Source organism: Photorhabdus caribbeanensis (genome assembly GCF_018448885.1).
GTDB classification, from domain to species: Bacteria; Pseudomonadota; Gammaproteobacteria; order Enterobacterales; family Enterobacteriaceae; genus Photorhabdus; species Photorhabdus caribbeanensis.
This window is the reverse complement of the sequence record NZ_RCWB01000012.1, coordinates 104,838-121,539: the sequence shown is the minus strand read 5'-3', so window position 1 is coordinate 121,539 and position 16,702 is coordinate 104,838. Positions and strand designations below refer to the sequence as shown.

Sequence of the window (16,702 nt, the reverse complement as noted above, 5' to 3'; positions counted from 1 at the left end):
CTGTCAAACAAAAAGCTAATTAGATATTAACGTTATATATTATTAAATAAGATATTTTTGCTTTTCACCCTCTATCTTACCCACGTAAAACCCTCTATACTTCGCCGACTGTATGGATAGACAGTTATTAGTCAGAGGAATTTATGACCGCAGAAGGGCATCTTTTATTTTCCGTTGCCAGCATTGTCTTGGCACACAAGCTAGAAATAACACCAGAGATAGCTAATGGAGACTGGCTGCATATGCTGCCAGGGGTGCTGCTTACTGCCTTGTTACCCGATATCGATCACCCCAATTCAACCTTGGGTAGATTATTCAGATTTATCTCCATTCCCGTTGCCAAACTCTGCGGTCATAGAGGATTTACTCACAGCTTACTTGCTCTCATATTAGGAATCACTTTATTTTGGCTAAAAATACCGGAAGAGTGGCTAATCCCAACTGATTTTTTCCATGCCATGATTGTTGGCTATTTGAGCCACCTGATTGCAGATATGCTGACACCTGCGGGTGTGCCGTTATTATGGCCAATTAAAATACGTTTCTGTCTACCTGTGCTTGGCAAGCAAGGAAACAAGAAAGCAGAAAGGTTTATTTCTGCTCTATTAATTGTCATTGCCATTTTCCTACCAGAACATATTGAATGCTCTGTATTTTTTTATATCAATCGCATTAAAGATCTCTATTTCTAATGCTCTAATTGACTAAAAATCAATCTTAAAAGTCACATTTATTATATAAAATTCCATATAGTTATAAATGAGAATAATTTAAGCTGATACTATATTCCCCAACTGCTTGTTGTAATGTGTTCGTTTGCAAACTTACACGATTCGATACAACTTATGACTCAACTAAATTGAATTCTGGAGTTTGGGGATGAATTTACCACTCATTTCGAATGTGCTCGTCTTCGTAGCACTGCTTTTGCTATTGTCAAAAGCCAGTTCACGACAATGGAACCTGTCAAAAAAAGTTTTTGCTGGCCTTTCCATTGGCATTATTTTTGGCTTGGCACTGCAACTAGTTTATGGTTCTGATAATACCATAGTGAAGGAATCCATATCATGGTTCAACATTGTAGGTAATGGTTACGTACAGCTTCTACAAATGGTCATTATGCCTCTGGTATTTGCCTCTATTCTGAGTGCAGTCGCCAAATTACACAAAGCATCTTCTCTAGGAAAAATCAGTTTTCTGACCATTGGAACGTTGCTATTTACTACAATGATTGCAGCGCTTATCGGTATCATTATTATCAACCTGTTCGGTTTGACTGCTGAAGGTCTAATTCAAGGTCCTCAAGAAACAAACCGCCTGTCTGCTATCGAAAACAACTACGCCAACAAAGTCTCTGATTTATCTGTACCACAATTGATTTTATCTTTTATTCCTAAAAATCCATTTGCAGATTTAACCGGCGCTAATCCAACCTCTGTTATCAGCGTTGTCATTTTTGCAGCCTTTTTAGGTATCGCCGCCCTACAAATGTTGAAAGATGATCATGAGAGGGGTGAACGCATATTAGTCGCTATCGATACTATACAAGCATGGGTAATGAAACTGGTCCGTTTGGTTATGCGCTTAACGCCGTATGGTGTTATGGCCTTGATGACCAAAGTTGTCGCCAACTCTAATATTCATGAAATTGCAAAACTGGGAACCTTTGTCATCGCATCCTACATTGCACTAGCGCTGGTGTTTGTTGTTCACGGGTTTCTACTCTCTCTTATCGGCATCAATCCATTTAGATTCCTCAAAAAAACCTGGCCAGTGTTGACCTTTGCATTCACCAGCCGTTCCAGTGCAGCCAGTATTCCGCTGAATGTCGAAACCCAGACACTCCGTATTGGCGTACCAGAATCTATCGCCAGTTTCTCAGCATCTTTCGGAGCAACCATTGGTCAGAATGGCTGTGCTGGGATTTATCCCGCCATGTTGGCAGCAATGGTTGCTCCAACAGTGGGTATAAACCCTCTTGACCCAATGTGGATTGCAACACTCGTTGGCATTGTCACCATCAGCTCTGCTGGCGTTGCCGGTGTGGGTGGCGGTGCTACGTTTGCCGCACTGATTGTCTTACCCGCAATGGGATTACCTGTAACGTTGATTGCTTTATTGATTTCTGTTGAGCCTCTCATCGATATGGGTCGTACAGCACTGAATGTAAGTGGTTCAATGACCGCTGGTACTATTACCAGCCAACTGATGGGACAAACGGATAAAACTATCTTCGATCAGGAAGAACAGGTTGAATTAAGTCAGCTATAATTTAGAACTTCAAAAACTGCAAAAAAGCCGGGGTTGATTTCCCGGCTTTGTTATTTTATTCAGGACTATTTATTCAGGTATTGTCCACTACGCAGCGCTTCAATACGTTTGTCCAATGGCGGGTGAGACATGAACAACTCACTGAATGTTTTTGATTTACCATTGATACAGAACGCCATCATACTGCCTTCTTCTTGCGGTTCATAGCTGGTTTTCAAGCGTTGTAAAGCCGCAATCATTTTCTCACGACCAACCAACTTAGCAGAACCTGCATCTGCATGGAACTCGCGATAACGGGAGAACCACATTGTGATAATGCTCGCCAGAATACCAAATACTATTTCCAGCACCATTGAAACAACCATGTAAACAATCGGATTGCCAGAGGAGTTACTCTCTTCTTCATCACTGTTGCCAGACAGGAAACTTGATACAGCCTGAGCCAACAGACGAGAAATAAAGATCACGAAAGTATTTACTATCCCTTGCAACAAGGTCATTGTCACCATATCACCATTAGCAATATGACTAATCTCATGAGCAATAACAGCTTCTGCTTCTGCCCTACTCATGTTGTCCAATAGACCGGTGCTGACAGCTACCAGAGAAGCATTACGACGCGCTCCAGTAGCGAATGCATTAATATCAGGTGCGGCATAAATCGCAACCTGGGGCATGGCAATATTGACCTGTTCCGCTTGACGACGAACAGTTTCAACTAACCAATGTTCAACTTCATTTGCTGGCTGTTCTATGACCTGACCACCCACAGAGCGCAGAGCCATCCATTTGGACATCAACAGGGAAACAAATGCTCCCCCGAAACCAAACAGGCCAGCCATAATCATTAGACCTTGTACACTACTCCTCTGAATTCCTGTCAAAGAAAGTATTATCCCGAACACCAACATAACAGCGAGGTTAGTGAGGAGGAACAAAACAATTCGCATCATAAAAACCGGCTTCCTTTATTAATAATCATAAATGCACTTTCAGAACTACTCTATAAATAAGGCTGTTCTTGCTATATTCAAGGCTTTTAACCCGTTAAGCGATAAGATCAACACAACTTTACAAAATCATAAAAAAATCACATTAGCCTAACACCAATTGGTTAAACAAAATACTCCAATACCCGGCAATGCTGAGAAAATGTGAAACAATTCATCTTTCCTGAAAAGAAAAAACACCTTAAAAAGGTTGTTCATATTACTGAAAACCCAATATACCGTTCACTCAAAACATCCCAAGCGAACGGTATAGGGCATTAATCATTGACAGGTTTTAACCTATTATTTTACTTAGATTTAGCTAACATTTTCTCAGCAGGCTGATGCGCTAAATCAAGTGCAATCTTCACTGACTCATCAAGATAGGGATCTGGCCCCTGATAATCTTTAGGTAAATCATCCAGTGAAGTTAACGGCTTTTTACCCTCGCGTTTAAAGCGATCATTTATGCGATTCAACTTCAGAGCATCCGCTTCTTTATTCTCTTTCTCCCTTTGTGCGTAATTCAGAGAAACAATATTTTTATGCTCTTTCATCGCTTTATAGTGAGCAATATCCTCATTGATGTACTTGAATTCTGGATCATTTGCAATGCGAGCATTGTGAACGGTGTTCAACTGGGGAACTAATGCAGCAATAACTTTAGACCCTGTATAACGGGCAGGAGGAATACTATCCCAAGGCAAAGCATTATCTTCGAAACTTTCCCCCGTTTCTGCCGGATCAACCCCCGTTGGCATTACGATATCAGGAGTCACCCCTTTACGCTGAGTACTACCGCCATTCACGCGATAGAACTTCTGAATCGTATATTGGACAGAACCTAGTGATGGCCAATCAGGGCGCATCATTTGATCGTAAATACGACTCAAAGAACGATATTGCTGGACGGTGCCTTTACCAAAAGTCGGTTCACCAACAATCAACGCTCGCCCATAATCCTGCATTGCCGCGGCAAAAATTTCAGAAGCAGAAGCACTAAAATGGTCTACCAAAACAACTAAAGGCCCTTTATAGTACACCACTTCATCGGTATCAGAATCCTGGCGGATTTTCCCATTATTATCTCTAACCTGAACAATCGGACCACTTGGGAGAAACAAACCTGATAAAGAAACCGCTTCTGTCAGTGCGCCGCCACCATTGCTACGCAAATCGATGACAATAGCACTGACATGCTGTTTGATCAGTTTTTGTAATTGCGTTTTAACATTATCAGTCAAACCGACATAAAAACCAGGGATATCAAGAACGCCCACTTTTTCCTGACCGATTGTCTTAACTGACATCTTCACAGCCCGATCTTCCAAACGGATCTGTTCGCGAGTTAAAGTAACAGTTCGTGGTTTTGCTCCTTTGGTATCAGAAATAACCTCAAGTCGTACTTTACTCCCTTTAGGACCTTTAATCAGCGCAACCACATCATCCAGACGCCAGCCAATAATATCCACCATAGACTTTCCAGACTGAGCAACACCAATAATCTTATCGCCCACGTTTAATGCTTTACTTTTGGCGGCAGGTCCACCAGCAACCAAAGAATTTATAACCGTGTAGTCATCATCTATTTGCAAAACAGCACCAATCCCCTCCAGGGAAAGACTCATTTCTGAGTTAAACTGCTCAGTATTGCGTGGTGAAAGATAGTTGGTATGAGGATCAATTTCACGAGCAAACGCAGTCATAATCAATTGGAAAACGTCTTCACTCTGACTTTGTGTCAGACGTTTTAACGCAGATTGATAACGTTTGGTAAGCATCTCTTTGATTTTATTGTCCTCTTTACCACTGAGCTTGAGGTTAAGCCAATCATATTTAACTTTAGCATCCCAAAGTTTATTTAGCTCTTCCACACTTTGCGGCCAAGGGGCTTTGGAACGATCAACATCAATTGTATCGTTACCATCAAAATTCATTGGCTGTTCAAGACGCGATAAAGCGTACTGATAACGCTCAAAGCGACGTTTCTGTAACAAATTAAACAAGTCATATGGAATTTCCAGATTCCCACTTTCCAATTCCTTGCCTAACAACTTTTTCTTATCGGCATACTGAGCAATATCTGACGCTAATAATATGTTATGGCTGTAATCCAATATATTGAGATAGCGATCAAATATTTTTGCCGAAAAATCACCATTTAAATCAAATTGGCGATAATGAGAACGAGTGAAGCGGGATGTTACCCGCTCGCTCACGGTTGAATGCTGAGGTTCTTGCTTCAATATAGGTAGTTGTTCAATACGGACAGGAACAGCCACCGGACTGTTTGTATTTGCATAACAAGTACCAAAAATTGAAACACCTAAGACAAAAGCCAGTCTGACGAATTTGTTCATGCCCAGGTTGGCCTCCGTATCAGAACTGTAAATGTTCTGCGCGTACAATCATTGCCAAACCGGAAGGCAATTGTACTCGTACACCATCTTTGGCGATTTCAAGCACAGAAGCATCCACTGAACTTTTACCCACTCTTACTTTAATTTCCTGACCAATTTTCAGCGATGAAACATCGATAATCTGAGCCGGTACAGGTTGAGCAGGTTTAGCAGCTGGCTTACGTGCTTGCTGAGGGCGCTTTTGTTGGCGTGGTTGTTGCTGCCGTTTTTCCCCCTCAGTATTGTTAGCACGGCGACGGGGAGCTGGTTTCTTGGCTACGGGCCGTTCATTTTTTTCACCAGCGGCCGCATTTTCAGCCTCACGTTTCTTAGCTCTTTGCTCCGCACGCTGTGCCTGAACTCGTGCTTTGGCTTCAGTCAGTTGCTGGAGAGCGTGTTCAATATGTTCCGCTTCCAATTCACCGCATGAATTACCATCAAGGTCAACACGCTGTGCACCTTCTTTAACACCATACAGATAGCGCCAACTTGATGTGTACAGACGTAAGGCGGAGCGCAGTTGTGTTTTACTTAAACACTCTTCGTCCTGAATACGTTCAACGATATCTTGAAAAATACCGATCTTTAAAGGACGAGCTTCACCTTCAGCTACGAAACAGAGCGGGAAACGCTCAGCTAAAAAAGCAATAATCTCTTTACTACTATTCAACTTAGGTTGATTTTCCATGAAATTTCCTGATTACAACGGTTTTGCCAACCAGCATAGGCATGAACTGGCGTCATTATAATAGCGTTGCTGATAAATGCCACGTTATCCATATGTTAAGTTACATTCAATTCAACATATTTAGGCATAACGCACTGTTCTAAATGAGCACAAAGCCCATCAATAAGGGCTTGTAAGCCAAATTCGTCTTTCTCGTCGAACCTATTAAAGACCGTACTATCAATATCCAATACACCGATGATTCTATCGTTTACGATCAACGGCAACACAATTTCAGCGTTACTAGCAGCATCACAGGCGATATGGCCAGGAAACATATGAACATCATCAACACGCTGGATACGCTTTTCCAATACAGCCGTTCCGCATACCCCCTTGCCAACAGGTATTCTGACACAAGCAACTTTTCCCTGAAATGGCCCTAACACCAACGTATCACCATCAATCAGGTAAAAGCCAACCCAGTTAACGTCATGCAAGCGTTCATACAACAATGCACTGGCATTAGCCAATGTCGCTATTAAGTCATACTCACCAGACAACAGAGCTTTTAAGTCCCCCGTAAGCTCCCGATAGAACTCATTTTTATTCATAATTGACCTATCCGATGAAATTCACAAAACGCATCTCTATTTTTATATCAAAAAAATATCAAATGCCCATAACAATAAGGTTAACAGTCTGTCACACTGACGTAAATTCTTTACTATCTTTAATAAGATATTCTTTAATATATTTATTGAATACTCGCAAAAGCTTGTGAGATATCACACTACTTAGCAAAACATTATCAGAGGCACAACCAGTATGAATATGATTCACTGTCAGCACCTCTAGGTCCCCATATAATAAAATTAAATTGAACTTTTCCACAATTATAAAGATCAATTATCTGATAACAGTGTCGCTCATTAGCCTCTTTCATTTGAGAGTTGACTAGTTGTGTAGTAAAAAACAAAACATTCAAACAATTTATCCGTAGAATTATTGCATTTACCAAACCATCACCAACACTTTGGCTCCTTACTACCACACCAAATAAATATTTCCTACTGAATGTATAAAAGGCCAAAGAATGACAAAGATAAAAAAAGCAATATGACGATAGTAAGTTTTAGAACAGATAATTATAACAGCAATATCATCTACCGATTATCCAACACAGAAAATATTATTACTGGAAATCTCAGCTATTTGATCTATCCTCAATGATGGCCCTACTGGTCTTACCTGTTATCTAAAAGTTAAGGAGCGATCATGAACCAAACAAGATTAAGAATTTCCAGCTACGAAATTGATGATGCTATTCTCTCTTCACCTTCTGAAGAGGACGATATCACCATTAGCATTCCTTGTAATTCCGACCGCGAACTTTGCATGCAGTTGGATGGATGGGATGAACACACCAGTATTCCCGCCTTATTAAACGATAAACACATTCTTCTCTATAGAAAGCATTATGACAGACAAAAACATGCGTGGGTGATGAGGGTGGTCTGATGTCCACAAAATTTGTGACAAAAAAAGGCCGAGTTGACTCCTCTACTCGGCCTAGGGAAAATGGCTCTTAAGAGCCGTGCGCTAAAAGTGTCATTGAGACGTAAAACAACTTACAATTTAAAGCGTAGCTGACATACTTGCATTTTACCAACTTTTTGGATAATAAATAATCAAAAACAACACCTTCCATTAAACCAAACAGGTGCTATCGCTTACTCAATGACATTATCTTTTATCGCACAGTGCTAGAGCTGCTTGTTGGAATGGCTCTATACTCATTTTTTGAGTCGGATTTTTGTTATCATCCAACAGAATAATATCCAAAGGTTTAGCATTCACTTTCCCTACCTTCATCATCTCTGTCGCTATATCATTCAATGGGTATTGCACTAACGTACTGGGATTAATCACAAACAGAGCCTTATTTGTTCGGCAATCCAACATCACCTCTTCCCGTGTAAATGCCCATTTATCACCAAATTGTAGCTTACTCACCGTTTCAATCGGTGCAGCAACATTTTGAAAAGAGAGACAAAACAAGGAAAGTAATAAGAGTAAACGTTTCATAATAGTTACCAATCTAGATATAAAAGCGAGCGAAGTGGATCTTTTCACACTATCTATCACTATCTATACACTCCAGCTTCTGCCATATTCACTATATTTTAGCGTCAAGAATAGACTACACCAATAGCACTAGTCAGTTAAGAAAATCAAATCGGTTGATAAGTAGCAAAAGCAGCAACACATAATAAAACCAATGCTCCAAGGATAATTTCAATCCAACTATTGATCATCAACAATTGATAGCGGCCAGGTTGTTTCAGTTTAGGAACCAAGATATAGCGGTTAATTAATGCCAGCATCACCATACCCGCCACTAATGCTATCTTCAGCCATAGCATGGATTGATATTCACTGCCGCTATATTTCGGCCAGTTCGGCAGCAAAATTAAGCTGCTTATGATGCCCGTCATAATAATCAGGGTTACAGCAACGTGACCATACTTGGAAAAACGCATCATAGAAATCATAATCTGTTTATCCAACCCTATGGCCAATTCATTTTGTATCCGTAAAAATTGTAGGCATAACAAAAAGGGCCATAATCCACCAAACCAATACCCAACACTTACTAAGTGAATTACCTGAATAACCTGAGAAAAAATGCCAGTTATCCCATCATGCATTACCGAATGTCCTATAAAAGCATGGCAGGAGAGTAAAACTGTAGAACTAATTAACATCAGAATATTTCTGGCTTTTTGTTTACTGATAAACAAAAACCCCATAGCAACTATTGAAATCAGTATTTGCCATTGCCAAACTTTACCAAAAGTTGTTCCCAGTACTGCCAACCAGATTTCTAGATTATAAATATCCTGCCAACCATCACCCATTATTCCCGCTTGAATTGCCAACCATCCAATTGTTGTTATTAATGTCACAACGGTACTGATAATTACCCCTAAACGAAGGCGCGCATCAATCAGAACAGATAAACGCTCAGGAACCAAGATGGCAGTAAATACGCTAAAGCCAAACATTAACATAACTGCCACAAAATGGGTGAAGCGACAAAGAATATACAGCACCGCCAGAGACATAATTATTTCACTGTAAAGCTATAGACACCTTTGGTCTTATGCCCATCAACAGAGACCACGCTCCAGTTAACATCATATCTCCCTGTCGTTAGTTTATCTTCGATAGGAAGAATCAGTTTTGTATTAGTTGCCGGATCAAGCTTCAATTTTCCGGTTTTAATAGGTTTATTTTCCGGGCCGGTTACTTTTACTTTACAAAAATTCAGTTCAATACCTTCAGAAAAGCTTAGCGTGATTACCTGCGGCGTATTTTCTACGGTAGCATCTTCTGCCGGAATTTGTTCTGTTAAGTGCGCATGAGCCAAAGCTTGCTGGCAAGATATGCCAACAAAAAGAACAATTAAAGCAGATAATTTTCGGCAAAAAGAGCGGATTGTGTTAATGGTCATCAATAACCTCTTAATTTTCAAATGAATCTCTATAAATCGTCATCATTTTATATCAAAAGAGTTATCTTATCTGCGATAACTTACAATAAGAATTTCGTCTTGTGAACTATCGCGCAAAAATAAAGGAAAACCGCAGCATTGACTTTAAATACCTAAAGTTATTGCGACTACTGCGGCTAATTAATTCCATTTCATTAGACAGGATTTGCGGCAGCCAGACCTTTCAGATCCTTATCCAATAGGAAAAGCGCTTTACCATCCTCACCAACCATACCTAATTTATCAAGGATAGATTTAAACAATTTCTCTTCTTCATGCTGTTCTGCTACATACCATTGCAGAAAGTTAAAAGTAGAATAATCCTGCGTGGTTATCGCCAAATGAGCAAGCTTATTAATTTCGGCAGTAATAGACTTCTCGTGTTCATAAGTTCTATTGAGTACATGGGTTATAGATTCATAATCAGCGGAAGGCGCATCAATTTGCCCCAAACGCGGCATTGCACCTGTATCACTCAGATAATCAAACAAGCGATGCATATGCTGCATTTCTTCCTGGGAATGTGATTTAAAAAACGCAGCGGCACCAGGTAATCCTCGTTCACTGCACCATGCACTCATTTGCAGATATAAATTCGCAGAATAGAACTCCAGATTCATCTGCTCATTTAATTTATTAATCATTTCTTGGTTTAACATAATAGATACTCCAGTCATTAATTCACCTATATTATGCCAATTAAATTAGAATAATAAAACCCAATAAGAGAAAATAAATCAAATATACATATCACATTGAAATATAAATGTATTTTTCGACAAAAAAATGAAAATGAATCTCATTTAATATATTTAAATGAAAATGAATTACATTTACAAAATAATCTTCATCAAGGAATTTTTATATTTAATGATAATGAATATTATTTATATTTATAAAATAATCAATTCAGACCTTGCCAGAGAAACCTGTCTGGATTAGTTTTATCACTTTGTGAATTAGAGAGACACTTATGAAACATAATCTGGCCGAGCTTTCCACAGAGAATATGGATAAAGTGAATGTTGATTTGGCAGCTTCCGGCGTAGCTTTTAAGGAACGTTACAATATGTCAGTACTTCCTGATACAGTTGAACAAGAGCAACCCGAGTATCTGCGGCAATATTTTCAACAACGCTTAGTGCATTATCGCCAATTATCCAAACAGCTTTCCCGCTTACCCTACGAACCCAAAGGCCGCTAATCAGCCAGTCAGTGAGTAACCACCGGATAACCGGTGGTTATATCCAATTACTTATCGGCAAACCTATCTGTTGCACTAATAAGTTGATGTAAAATACCCGGCTCATCAAATGAATGTCCTGCTCCTTCAATGATATATAATTCCGCCTCCGGCCATGCCTGCGCCAGATCCCAAGCATTTTGCACCCGGCAAGCCATATCATATCGGCCATGAATGATAACTGCCGGAATATCCCGTATAACGTCAATATTATTCAACAGTTGCTGCTCCTCATTCATAAAACCCTCATTGATAAAATAGTGGTTCTCAATCCGAGCAAATGCCAAAGCAAACTCATCTTCTGCAAAACACTCCACACTATTTGAAGGAAGCAATGTCACCGTCTCCCCTTCCCACAAACTCCAGAGACGAGCGGCTTCTAATTGCACACGAAGGTCATCACTGGTCAGCCGCTTATTATATGCTCCGATCACATCCTTTCGTTCTTCCTCCGATAAAATAGATACCGTTCGTTGCCATTTGTCAGGGAAGAAATTAGAAGCACCATCCTGATAATACCAGTGCAACTCTTGTGGTCTGAGTAAGAAAATTCCCCGAAGAATTAATTCAGAAACGCGTTGAGGATGAGTCTGAGCATAAACTAAAGATAAAGTTGATCCCCACGAACCACCAAATACCAGCCATTTTTCCACCCCCATCAATTGGCGTAAACGCTCAATATCTTCAACTAAATGCCAAGTGGTATTATTTTCCAAGCTGGCATGAGGTTTTGAACGCCCACAACCACGCTGATCAAATAGCATGACATGATATTTCTTCGGGTCGAACAATCGACGGTGATAAGAGGCAATACCACCGCCCGGCCCACCATGAATAAATACAGCAGGCTTACCTACAGGATTACCGCACAATTCCCAATAAATTTGATGGCCATCGCCTGTATCCAAATAACCCGAACGATAAGCTTCACAAGCCGGATATAATTTTCTCAATTCTGACATAACATTTCCTTCACTGACTAACACCAAACCTAGTATCCGTCTAACGACGGGTAGAGATAACTAGCAGAAAATGTTATTTCAATTCGCTATAGCTAATCGTATTTTGCTGACAATCAACGACAACACGGTAATCTTTGTCACGCTTAGAACCACGAACAGTCAGCGGAATTTTTAATATATCTTTATCACCAGTAATATTTTCCGCCTTTACCCACACCACTGGTTTAGAAGTTCCCAATTGCTTTCTATCTTCTGACCAATGGTTAATACGGTTTTGCAGAAAATCACGCTTTACTTGAGCGGCAATTTGCGATTTGGTTAAATTATCGCAAGAAATAAATTTATCAACACGTTTGTTCTCCGATACAGCAGATACTGTGAATGAAACAGTGAGCAAAAGTGCGACACCCGATAGGCCAACTCTGTTAATGATATGACATGCTTTCATACTACCTCCCGTTAATATCTCAAAGTAAGAGATTAAATATGGAGCTAACCTAACATGTCAGGTAAAACAAATGTGTGACTATTGTTAAATAAATAATTTAATTATGTTCATTTTTCATCATCAAACACTACATTAACCTGTTCTTTTCCTCGATGCTGTTCACGAATTTCTTGTGCAACCAACGCAATCGCTTCCCCACTACTCATTCCTTCAACCATCAATTGCTGAATTTTTTCCACTGCTAATTGCTGTTCCTGATGGGATAAAGTTGGCATACCCGAAAACATGATAATAACCTCTATAAAGTGATCTATGCCGAAGAGTATAGCGATTTTTAACTCAAGTAAGGAATGGGTTTCTATGTTAATCTTTAAGGATTAAAATCAAGACTAACTTTTGCATTACAACTGCTAAACCAACATCATAATGAGTATTTCACTACAAAAACGGCAATTGCCCTATCAACCAGACGCTGCCATCAACTATTTCACGCCGATTTCAAACCAGTCTTGGGCAATGCTGCTCCACTCTGGTTCTGCCAACCATCCCCATAATCGGTTTGATATTCTGGTTGCAGAGCCACGGATAACGTTACTCAGCCATAATAAATCAACTGAAATAAATGAAAATGGTGATAGCTACATTACTGAGGAAGATCCCTTTTACCTGCTAAAAAGGCAGCTAGAGAAATTAAATATTACGGCAAAACTTGACCCTGATTTGCCATTTCAGGGTGGCGCACTCGGTCTATGGGGATATGATCTAGGGCGTTATATTGAAGAATTACCATCACAAGCCAAAAATGAGCTGTCGTTTCCAGATATGGCAATAGGTATTTATGACTGGGCACTGATTGTTGATCATCATAAAAAAGAGGTGATTTTATTCAGTTATAGTGATGTTGACGCGCGCCTGAACTGGCTTACATCTCACCAAACTTCACCAAAAGCAGCTTTTACGTTGACCAGTGAATGGCAATCAAATATGAGCGCCAAACAATATAATGAGAAAATTAACTGCATTCATCACTATCTGTTAAGTGGTGATTGTTATCAAGTTAACCTGGCACAACGATTTTGCGCTAGTTACCAAGGAGATGAATGGCAATTATTCATAAAACTTAATGAAAGCAACCGCGCACCTTTTTCAGCCTTTATTCGTTTACCCGAAAACAGCGTTATCAGTGTCTCACCGGAACGTTTTTTACTCCTGGAAAATAAACAAATTCAAACTCGCCCGATTAAGGGAACATTACCGCGCTTAGATGATACAGAAAAGGATGCCCTTCAAGCTGAAAAGCTAGCGGCTTCGAAAAAAGACCAAGCTGAAAATCTGATGATCGTTGATTTACTGCGTAATGATATCGGTCGGGTAGCCACACCGGGGTCAGTTAAAGTTTCTGAATTATTTATGGTTGAACAATTCCCTGCCGTTCATCATCTGGTTAGCACAATCACCGCAATACTGCCAAATGAACAACATGCTACGGATCTATTACGTGCCTGTTTTCCCGGAGGTTCTATTACCGGAGCTCCTAAAATCAGAGCGATGGAGATAATAGAAGAACTTGAACCTCACCGCCGACATGGATATTGTGGTTCAATTGGCTATATTAGTTTCTGTGGCACAATGGATAGCAATATCACCATTCGTACCCTCTTAACGGAGAAAGAGAAAATATATTGTTGGGCTGGTGGCGGGATCGTTGCTGACAGCATTGCCGAAAAAGAGTATCAGGAAACATTTGATAAGCTGAATTGTATTTTGCCGCAACTAGGGAAAATAAAAGTAATATGACATCGCTGTCTGATTTCGTTAACAGATTTCAGTTACAACTTCCACCACCACCTAAACGGCTTTCAGATAACAACCGCCATGCTGCGGTGTTATTGCCGATAATCTGCAAACCGAAACCAACGTTACTATTGACCCAACGCTCCGCAACTTTACGATCACATGCCGGTCAAGTAGCCTTTCCAGGAGGGGCTGCTGATCCTAAAGATAAATCAATAATCGCGACAGCACTACGGGAAGCAGAAGAAGAAGTTAACATACCTCATCAGAAAGTTCAGGTTCTGGGCCAACTAGCCCCTTTAAATAGCATCAGCGGCTATCTGGTGACGCCTATTGTCGGATTATTGCCCCCCAGATTATCCCTCCACAGTAACCCGACAGAAGTTGCCAAAATATTCGAAGTTCCTCTATCTGAAGCACTTTCACTTTCGAATTATCATTATCTTGATGTTAATCGCCGTGGTCAGCAACATCGTGTCTATTTTTATTGGTATCAGCAGCATCTCATTTGGGGATTAACAGCGACAATAATTCATCAATTAGCTCAACAAGTTCAAGTTTGATCCAAATCATTTAAGGATAACTAATTTGTATTTTTTTTGCCCATCTTTATCACTGTTGCTATCATAATTCAAAAAAAACTGTAAACTCCCTTATCAACACTACTAAATCACAGTAAAGTAGCGTACCTCAATACATATAACTATATCTCTATCTTTTTTAAGGAGTCTGGCGTGATTAGCGTTTTCGACATGTTTAAGGTCGGTATTGGCCCATCTAGCTCTCATACGGTTGGTCCGATGAAAGCCGGCAAACAGTTTGTCGACGATCTGGTAAACCAGGGATTAATGCCTTCTATCACGCGTGTAGCCGTCGATGTTTACGGCTCACTCTCATTAACCGGCAAGGGTCATCATACGGACATCGCCATTATCATGGGTCTGGCAGGTAATTTGCCCGCCACCGTTGATATTGATTCGATCCCCGGTTTTATTCGTGATGTAGAGCAAACACAGCGTATTAAGCTGGCCAACGGTTTACATGAAGTCGATTTCCCGCGTGATAGCGGCATGGTTTTCCGTAGTGATAACCTGTCATTACATGAAAACGGCATGCAAATTCACGCATTCGCGGGGGATAAAAAAGTTTATAGCAAAACCTACTACTCGATTGGTGGTGGTTTTATTGTTGATGAAGAACATTTTGGTAAACCCTCTCAGGATACCAAACCAGTTTCATATCCATTCAATTCAGCAAAAGAATTACTGATGAATTGTAATAAAACCGGGTTATCTATTTCCGGTTTAATGATGAAAAACGAGCTGGATCTCCACAGCAAAGAAGAAATTAATGCCTATTTTGCCGATGTCTGGGATACCATGCAGGCTTGTATTGAACGCGGTTTGAACACGGAAGGGGTTTTACCTGGCCCACTGCGTGTACCTCGCCGGGCAGCGGCACTACATCGCATGCTGACCTCATCAAACAATCTGTCTAATGATCCAATGAATGTAGTGGACTTGGTGAACATGTTCGCCTTGGCAGTCAATGAAGAAAATGCTGCGGGTGGACGTGTTGTTACCGCACCAACCAATGGCGCTTGTGGCATTGTTCCTGCCGTACTCGCTTATTACAATCATTGCATTGAACCTGTGACGCCAGAGCTCTATATCCGCTATTTCCTGGCTTCCGGCGCTATTGGCATTCTCTATAAAATGAATGCATCAATATCTGGAGCTGAAGTAGGTTGCCAGGGGGAAGTAGGTGTTGCCTGCTCGATGGCAGCAGCCGGACTTGCTGAACTGCTTGGCGGCAGCGCTGAACAGGTCTGTGTTGCGGCTGAAATCGGTATGGAACATAACCTCGGCCTTACCTGTGACCCAGTAGCAGGCCAGGTACAAGTACCTTGTATCGAACGAAATGCCATTGCTTCAGTAAAAGCAATCAATGCTGCACGCATGGCTTTGCGCCGTACCAGTGAACCACGTGTTTCTCTCGATAAAGTTATTGAAACCATGTACGAAACAGGTAAAGACATGAACGCTAAATATCGCGAAACATCTCGCGGTGGTTTGGCAATTAAAGTTCAATGTGATTAATCAAATAAATAACCTGTTTTTTAATCAAAAAATGCTTCTGTAATGAAAATATCCCTACCTTATGGTTGGGATATTTTTTAGCCAAAACTTAAAATGATCATCTTTTGATCTAAAAAGATGAATATGTTTTCGATTTTAAATTAATAAGATGTTACCGGAAACAGAATAAATGTCTAACAATAAACAAATTATAGATAATTATACATTAATTTTACAATTTTTAGCTTATTAAATTGTTTTGTGGTTAACATTTTTATCTATTTCATTTTTTCTG

The 16,702-nt window shown here is 40.3% G+C and carries 18 protein-coding genes; 7 read left to right on the top strand and 11 right to left on the bottom strand.

From position 1 onward, the window contains the following. Positions 1 to 143 precede the first annotated feature (143 nt). Positions 144 to 692, top strand: coding sequence for a metal-dependent hydrolase (locus EAE90_RS10580; protein WP_214053456.1), 549 nt, complete (start codon positions 144 to 146; stop codon positions 690 to 692). Between the two features lie 187 nt (positions 693 to 879). Further along, positions 880 to 2,271 (top strand): L-cystine transporter, encoded by a 1,392-nt coding sequence (locus tag EAE90_RS10575; protein ID WP_214053455.1) that lies wholly within the window; start codon positions 880 to 882, stop codon positions 2,269 to 2,271. 65 nt (positions 2,272 to 2,336) lie between these two features. Here the strand turns inward: EAE90_RS10575 and htpX are convergent, their stop codons facing one another. The 4 genes from htpX to EAE90_RS10555 all read right to left on the bottom strand — a co-directional run bounded on the left by htpX (position 2,337) and on the right by EAE90_RS10555 (position 6,940). After that, positions 2,337 to 3,224 (bottom strand): protease HtpX, encoded by an 888-nt coding sequence (gene htpX / locus EAE90_RS10570; protein ID WP_036805251.1) that lies wholly within the window; start codon positions 3,222 to 3,224, stop codon positions 2,337 to 2,339. Positions 3,225 to 3,568: 344 nt separating this feature from the next. After that, a complete protein-coding gene (prc, locus tag EAE90_RS10565) occupies positions 3,569 to 5,620 on the bottom strand; it encodes a carboxy terminal-processing peptidase (protein ID WP_214053454.1) in 2,052 nt (683 codons plus the stop codon). 19 nt (positions 5,621 to 5,639) lie between these two features. After that, positions 5,640 to 6,347, bottom strand: coding sequence for an RNA chaperone ProQ (proQ, locus tag EAE90_RS10560; protein ID WP_214053453.1), 708 nt, complete (start codon positions 6,345 to 6,347; stop codon positions 5,640 to 5,642). 95 nt (positions 6,348 to 6,442) lie between these two features. Continuing rightward, a complete protein-coding gene (locus EAE90_RS10555; RefSeq protein ID WP_214053452.1) occupies positions 6,443 to 6,940 on the bottom strand; it encodes a GAF domain-containing protein in 498 nt (165 codons plus the stop codon). A 664-nt stretch (positions 6,941 to 7,604) separates the two neighbouring features. On the opposite strand from EAE90_RS10555, the gene EAE90_RS10550 reads away from it, so the two are divergent. After that, on the top strand, positions 7,605 to 7,847 hold the full coding sequence (locus EAE90_RS10550; RefSeq protein WP_214053451.1) for a DUF1480 family protein: 243 nt from the start codon (positions 7,605 to 7,607) through the stop codon (positions 7,845 to 7,847). A 225-nt stretch (positions 7,848 to 8,072) separates the two neighbouring features. Here EAE90_RS10550 and EAE90_RS10545 read toward each other — a convergent pair whose 3' ends face one another. The 4 genes from EAE90_RS10545 to ftnA form a co-directional block, all read right to left on the bottom strand. Next, positions 8,073 to 8,414 carry a YebY family protein gene (locus EAE90_RS10545; RefSeq protein ID WP_214053450.1) on the bottom strand — a complete coding sequence of 114 codons (342 nt, stop codon included), beginning with the start codon at positions 8,412 to 8,414 and terminating at the stop codon, positions 8,073 to 8,075. Between the two features lie 146 nt (positions 8,415 to 8,560). Beyond that, on the bottom strand, positions 8,561 to 9,454 hold the full coding sequence (copD, locus tag EAE90_RS10540) for a copper homeostasis membrane protein CopD (protein WP_214053449.1): 894 nt from the start codon (positions 9,452 to 9,454) through the stop codon (positions 8,561 to 8,563). A 2-nt stretch (positions 9,455 to 9,456) separates the two neighbouring features. Further along, a complete protein-coding gene (gene yobA, locus EAE90_RS10535; protein WP_214053448.1) occupies positions 9,457 to 9,843 on the bottom strand; it encodes a CopC domain-containing protein YobA in 387 nt (128 codons plus the stop codon). Positions 9,844 to 10,037: 194 nt separating this feature from the next. Next, complete coding sequence (ftnA, locus tag EAE90_RS10530) at positions 10,038 to 10,541, bottom strand: non-heme ferritin (protein ID WP_214053447.1); 504 nt, start codon at positions 10,539 to 10,541, stop codon at positions 10,038 to 10,040. Positions 10,542 to 10,855: 314 nt separating this feature from the next. On the opposite strand from ftnA, the gene EAE90_RS10525 reads away from it, so the two are divergent. Continuing rightward, positions 10,856 to 11,086 carry a DNA polymerase III subunit theta gene (locus tag EAE90_RS10525; RefSeq protein WP_214053446.1) on the top strand — a complete coding sequence of 77 codons (231 nt, stop codon included), beginning with the start codon at positions 10,856 to 10,858 and terminating at the stop codon, positions 11,084 to 11,086. Between the two features lie 47 nt (positions 11,087 to 11,133). Here the strand turns inward: EAE90_RS10525 and pip are convergent, their stop codons facing one another. From pip to EAE90_RS10510, 3 genes are all read right to left on the bottom strand, one after another. Further along, positions 11,134 to 12,087: a prolyl aminopeptidase gene (gene pip, locus EAE90_RS10520; protein ID WP_214053445.1), complete on the bottom strand. Its 954-nt coding sequence runs from the start codon at positions 12,085 to 12,087 to the stop codon at positions 11,134 to 11,136. 73 nt (positions 12,088 to 12,160) lie between these two features. Continuing rightward, positions 12,161 to 12,535, bottom strand: a complete 375-nt coding sequence (yebF, locus tag EAE90_RS10515; protein WP_214053444.1) for a protein YebF — start codon at positions 12,533 to 12,535, stop codon at positions 12,161 to 12,163. 107 nt (positions 12,536 to 12,642) lie between these two features. Next, positions 12,643 to 12,822 (bottom strand): YoaH family protein, encoded by a 180-nt coding sequence (locus EAE90_RS10510; protein ID WP_036805221.1) that lies wholly within the window; start codon positions 12,820 to 12,822, stop codon positions 12,643 to 12,645. A gap of 139 nt (positions 12,823 to 12,961) precedes the next feature. Between EAE90_RS10510 and pabB the strand changes: the two genes are divergently transcribed. From pabB to EAE90_RS10495, 3 genes are all read left to right on the top strand, one after another. Further along, positions 12,962 to 14,332 (top strand): aminodeoxychorismate synthase component 1, encoded by a 1,371-nt coding sequence (gene pabB / locus EAE90_RS10505; RefSeq protein ID WP_214053443.1) that lies wholly within the window; start codon positions 12,962 to 12,964, stop codon positions 14,330 to 14,332. After that, positions 14,329 to 14,892, top strand: a complete 564-nt coding sequence (locus EAE90_RS10500; protein ID WP_214053442.1) for a CoA pyrophosphatase — start codon at positions 14,329 to 14,331, stop codon at positions 14,890 to 14,892. The genes pabB and EAE90_RS10500 overlap by 4 nt, the downstream gene beginning before the upstream one ends. A gap of 171 nt (positions 14,893 to 15,063) precedes the next feature. Then, on the top strand, positions 15,064 to 16,428 hold the full coding sequence (locus tag EAE90_RS10495) for an L-serine ammonia-lyase (protein ID WP_112893997.1): 1,365 nt from the start codon (positions 15,064 to 15,066) through the stop codon (positions 16,426 to 16,428). Positions 16,429 to 16,702 lie beyond the last annotated feature (274 nt).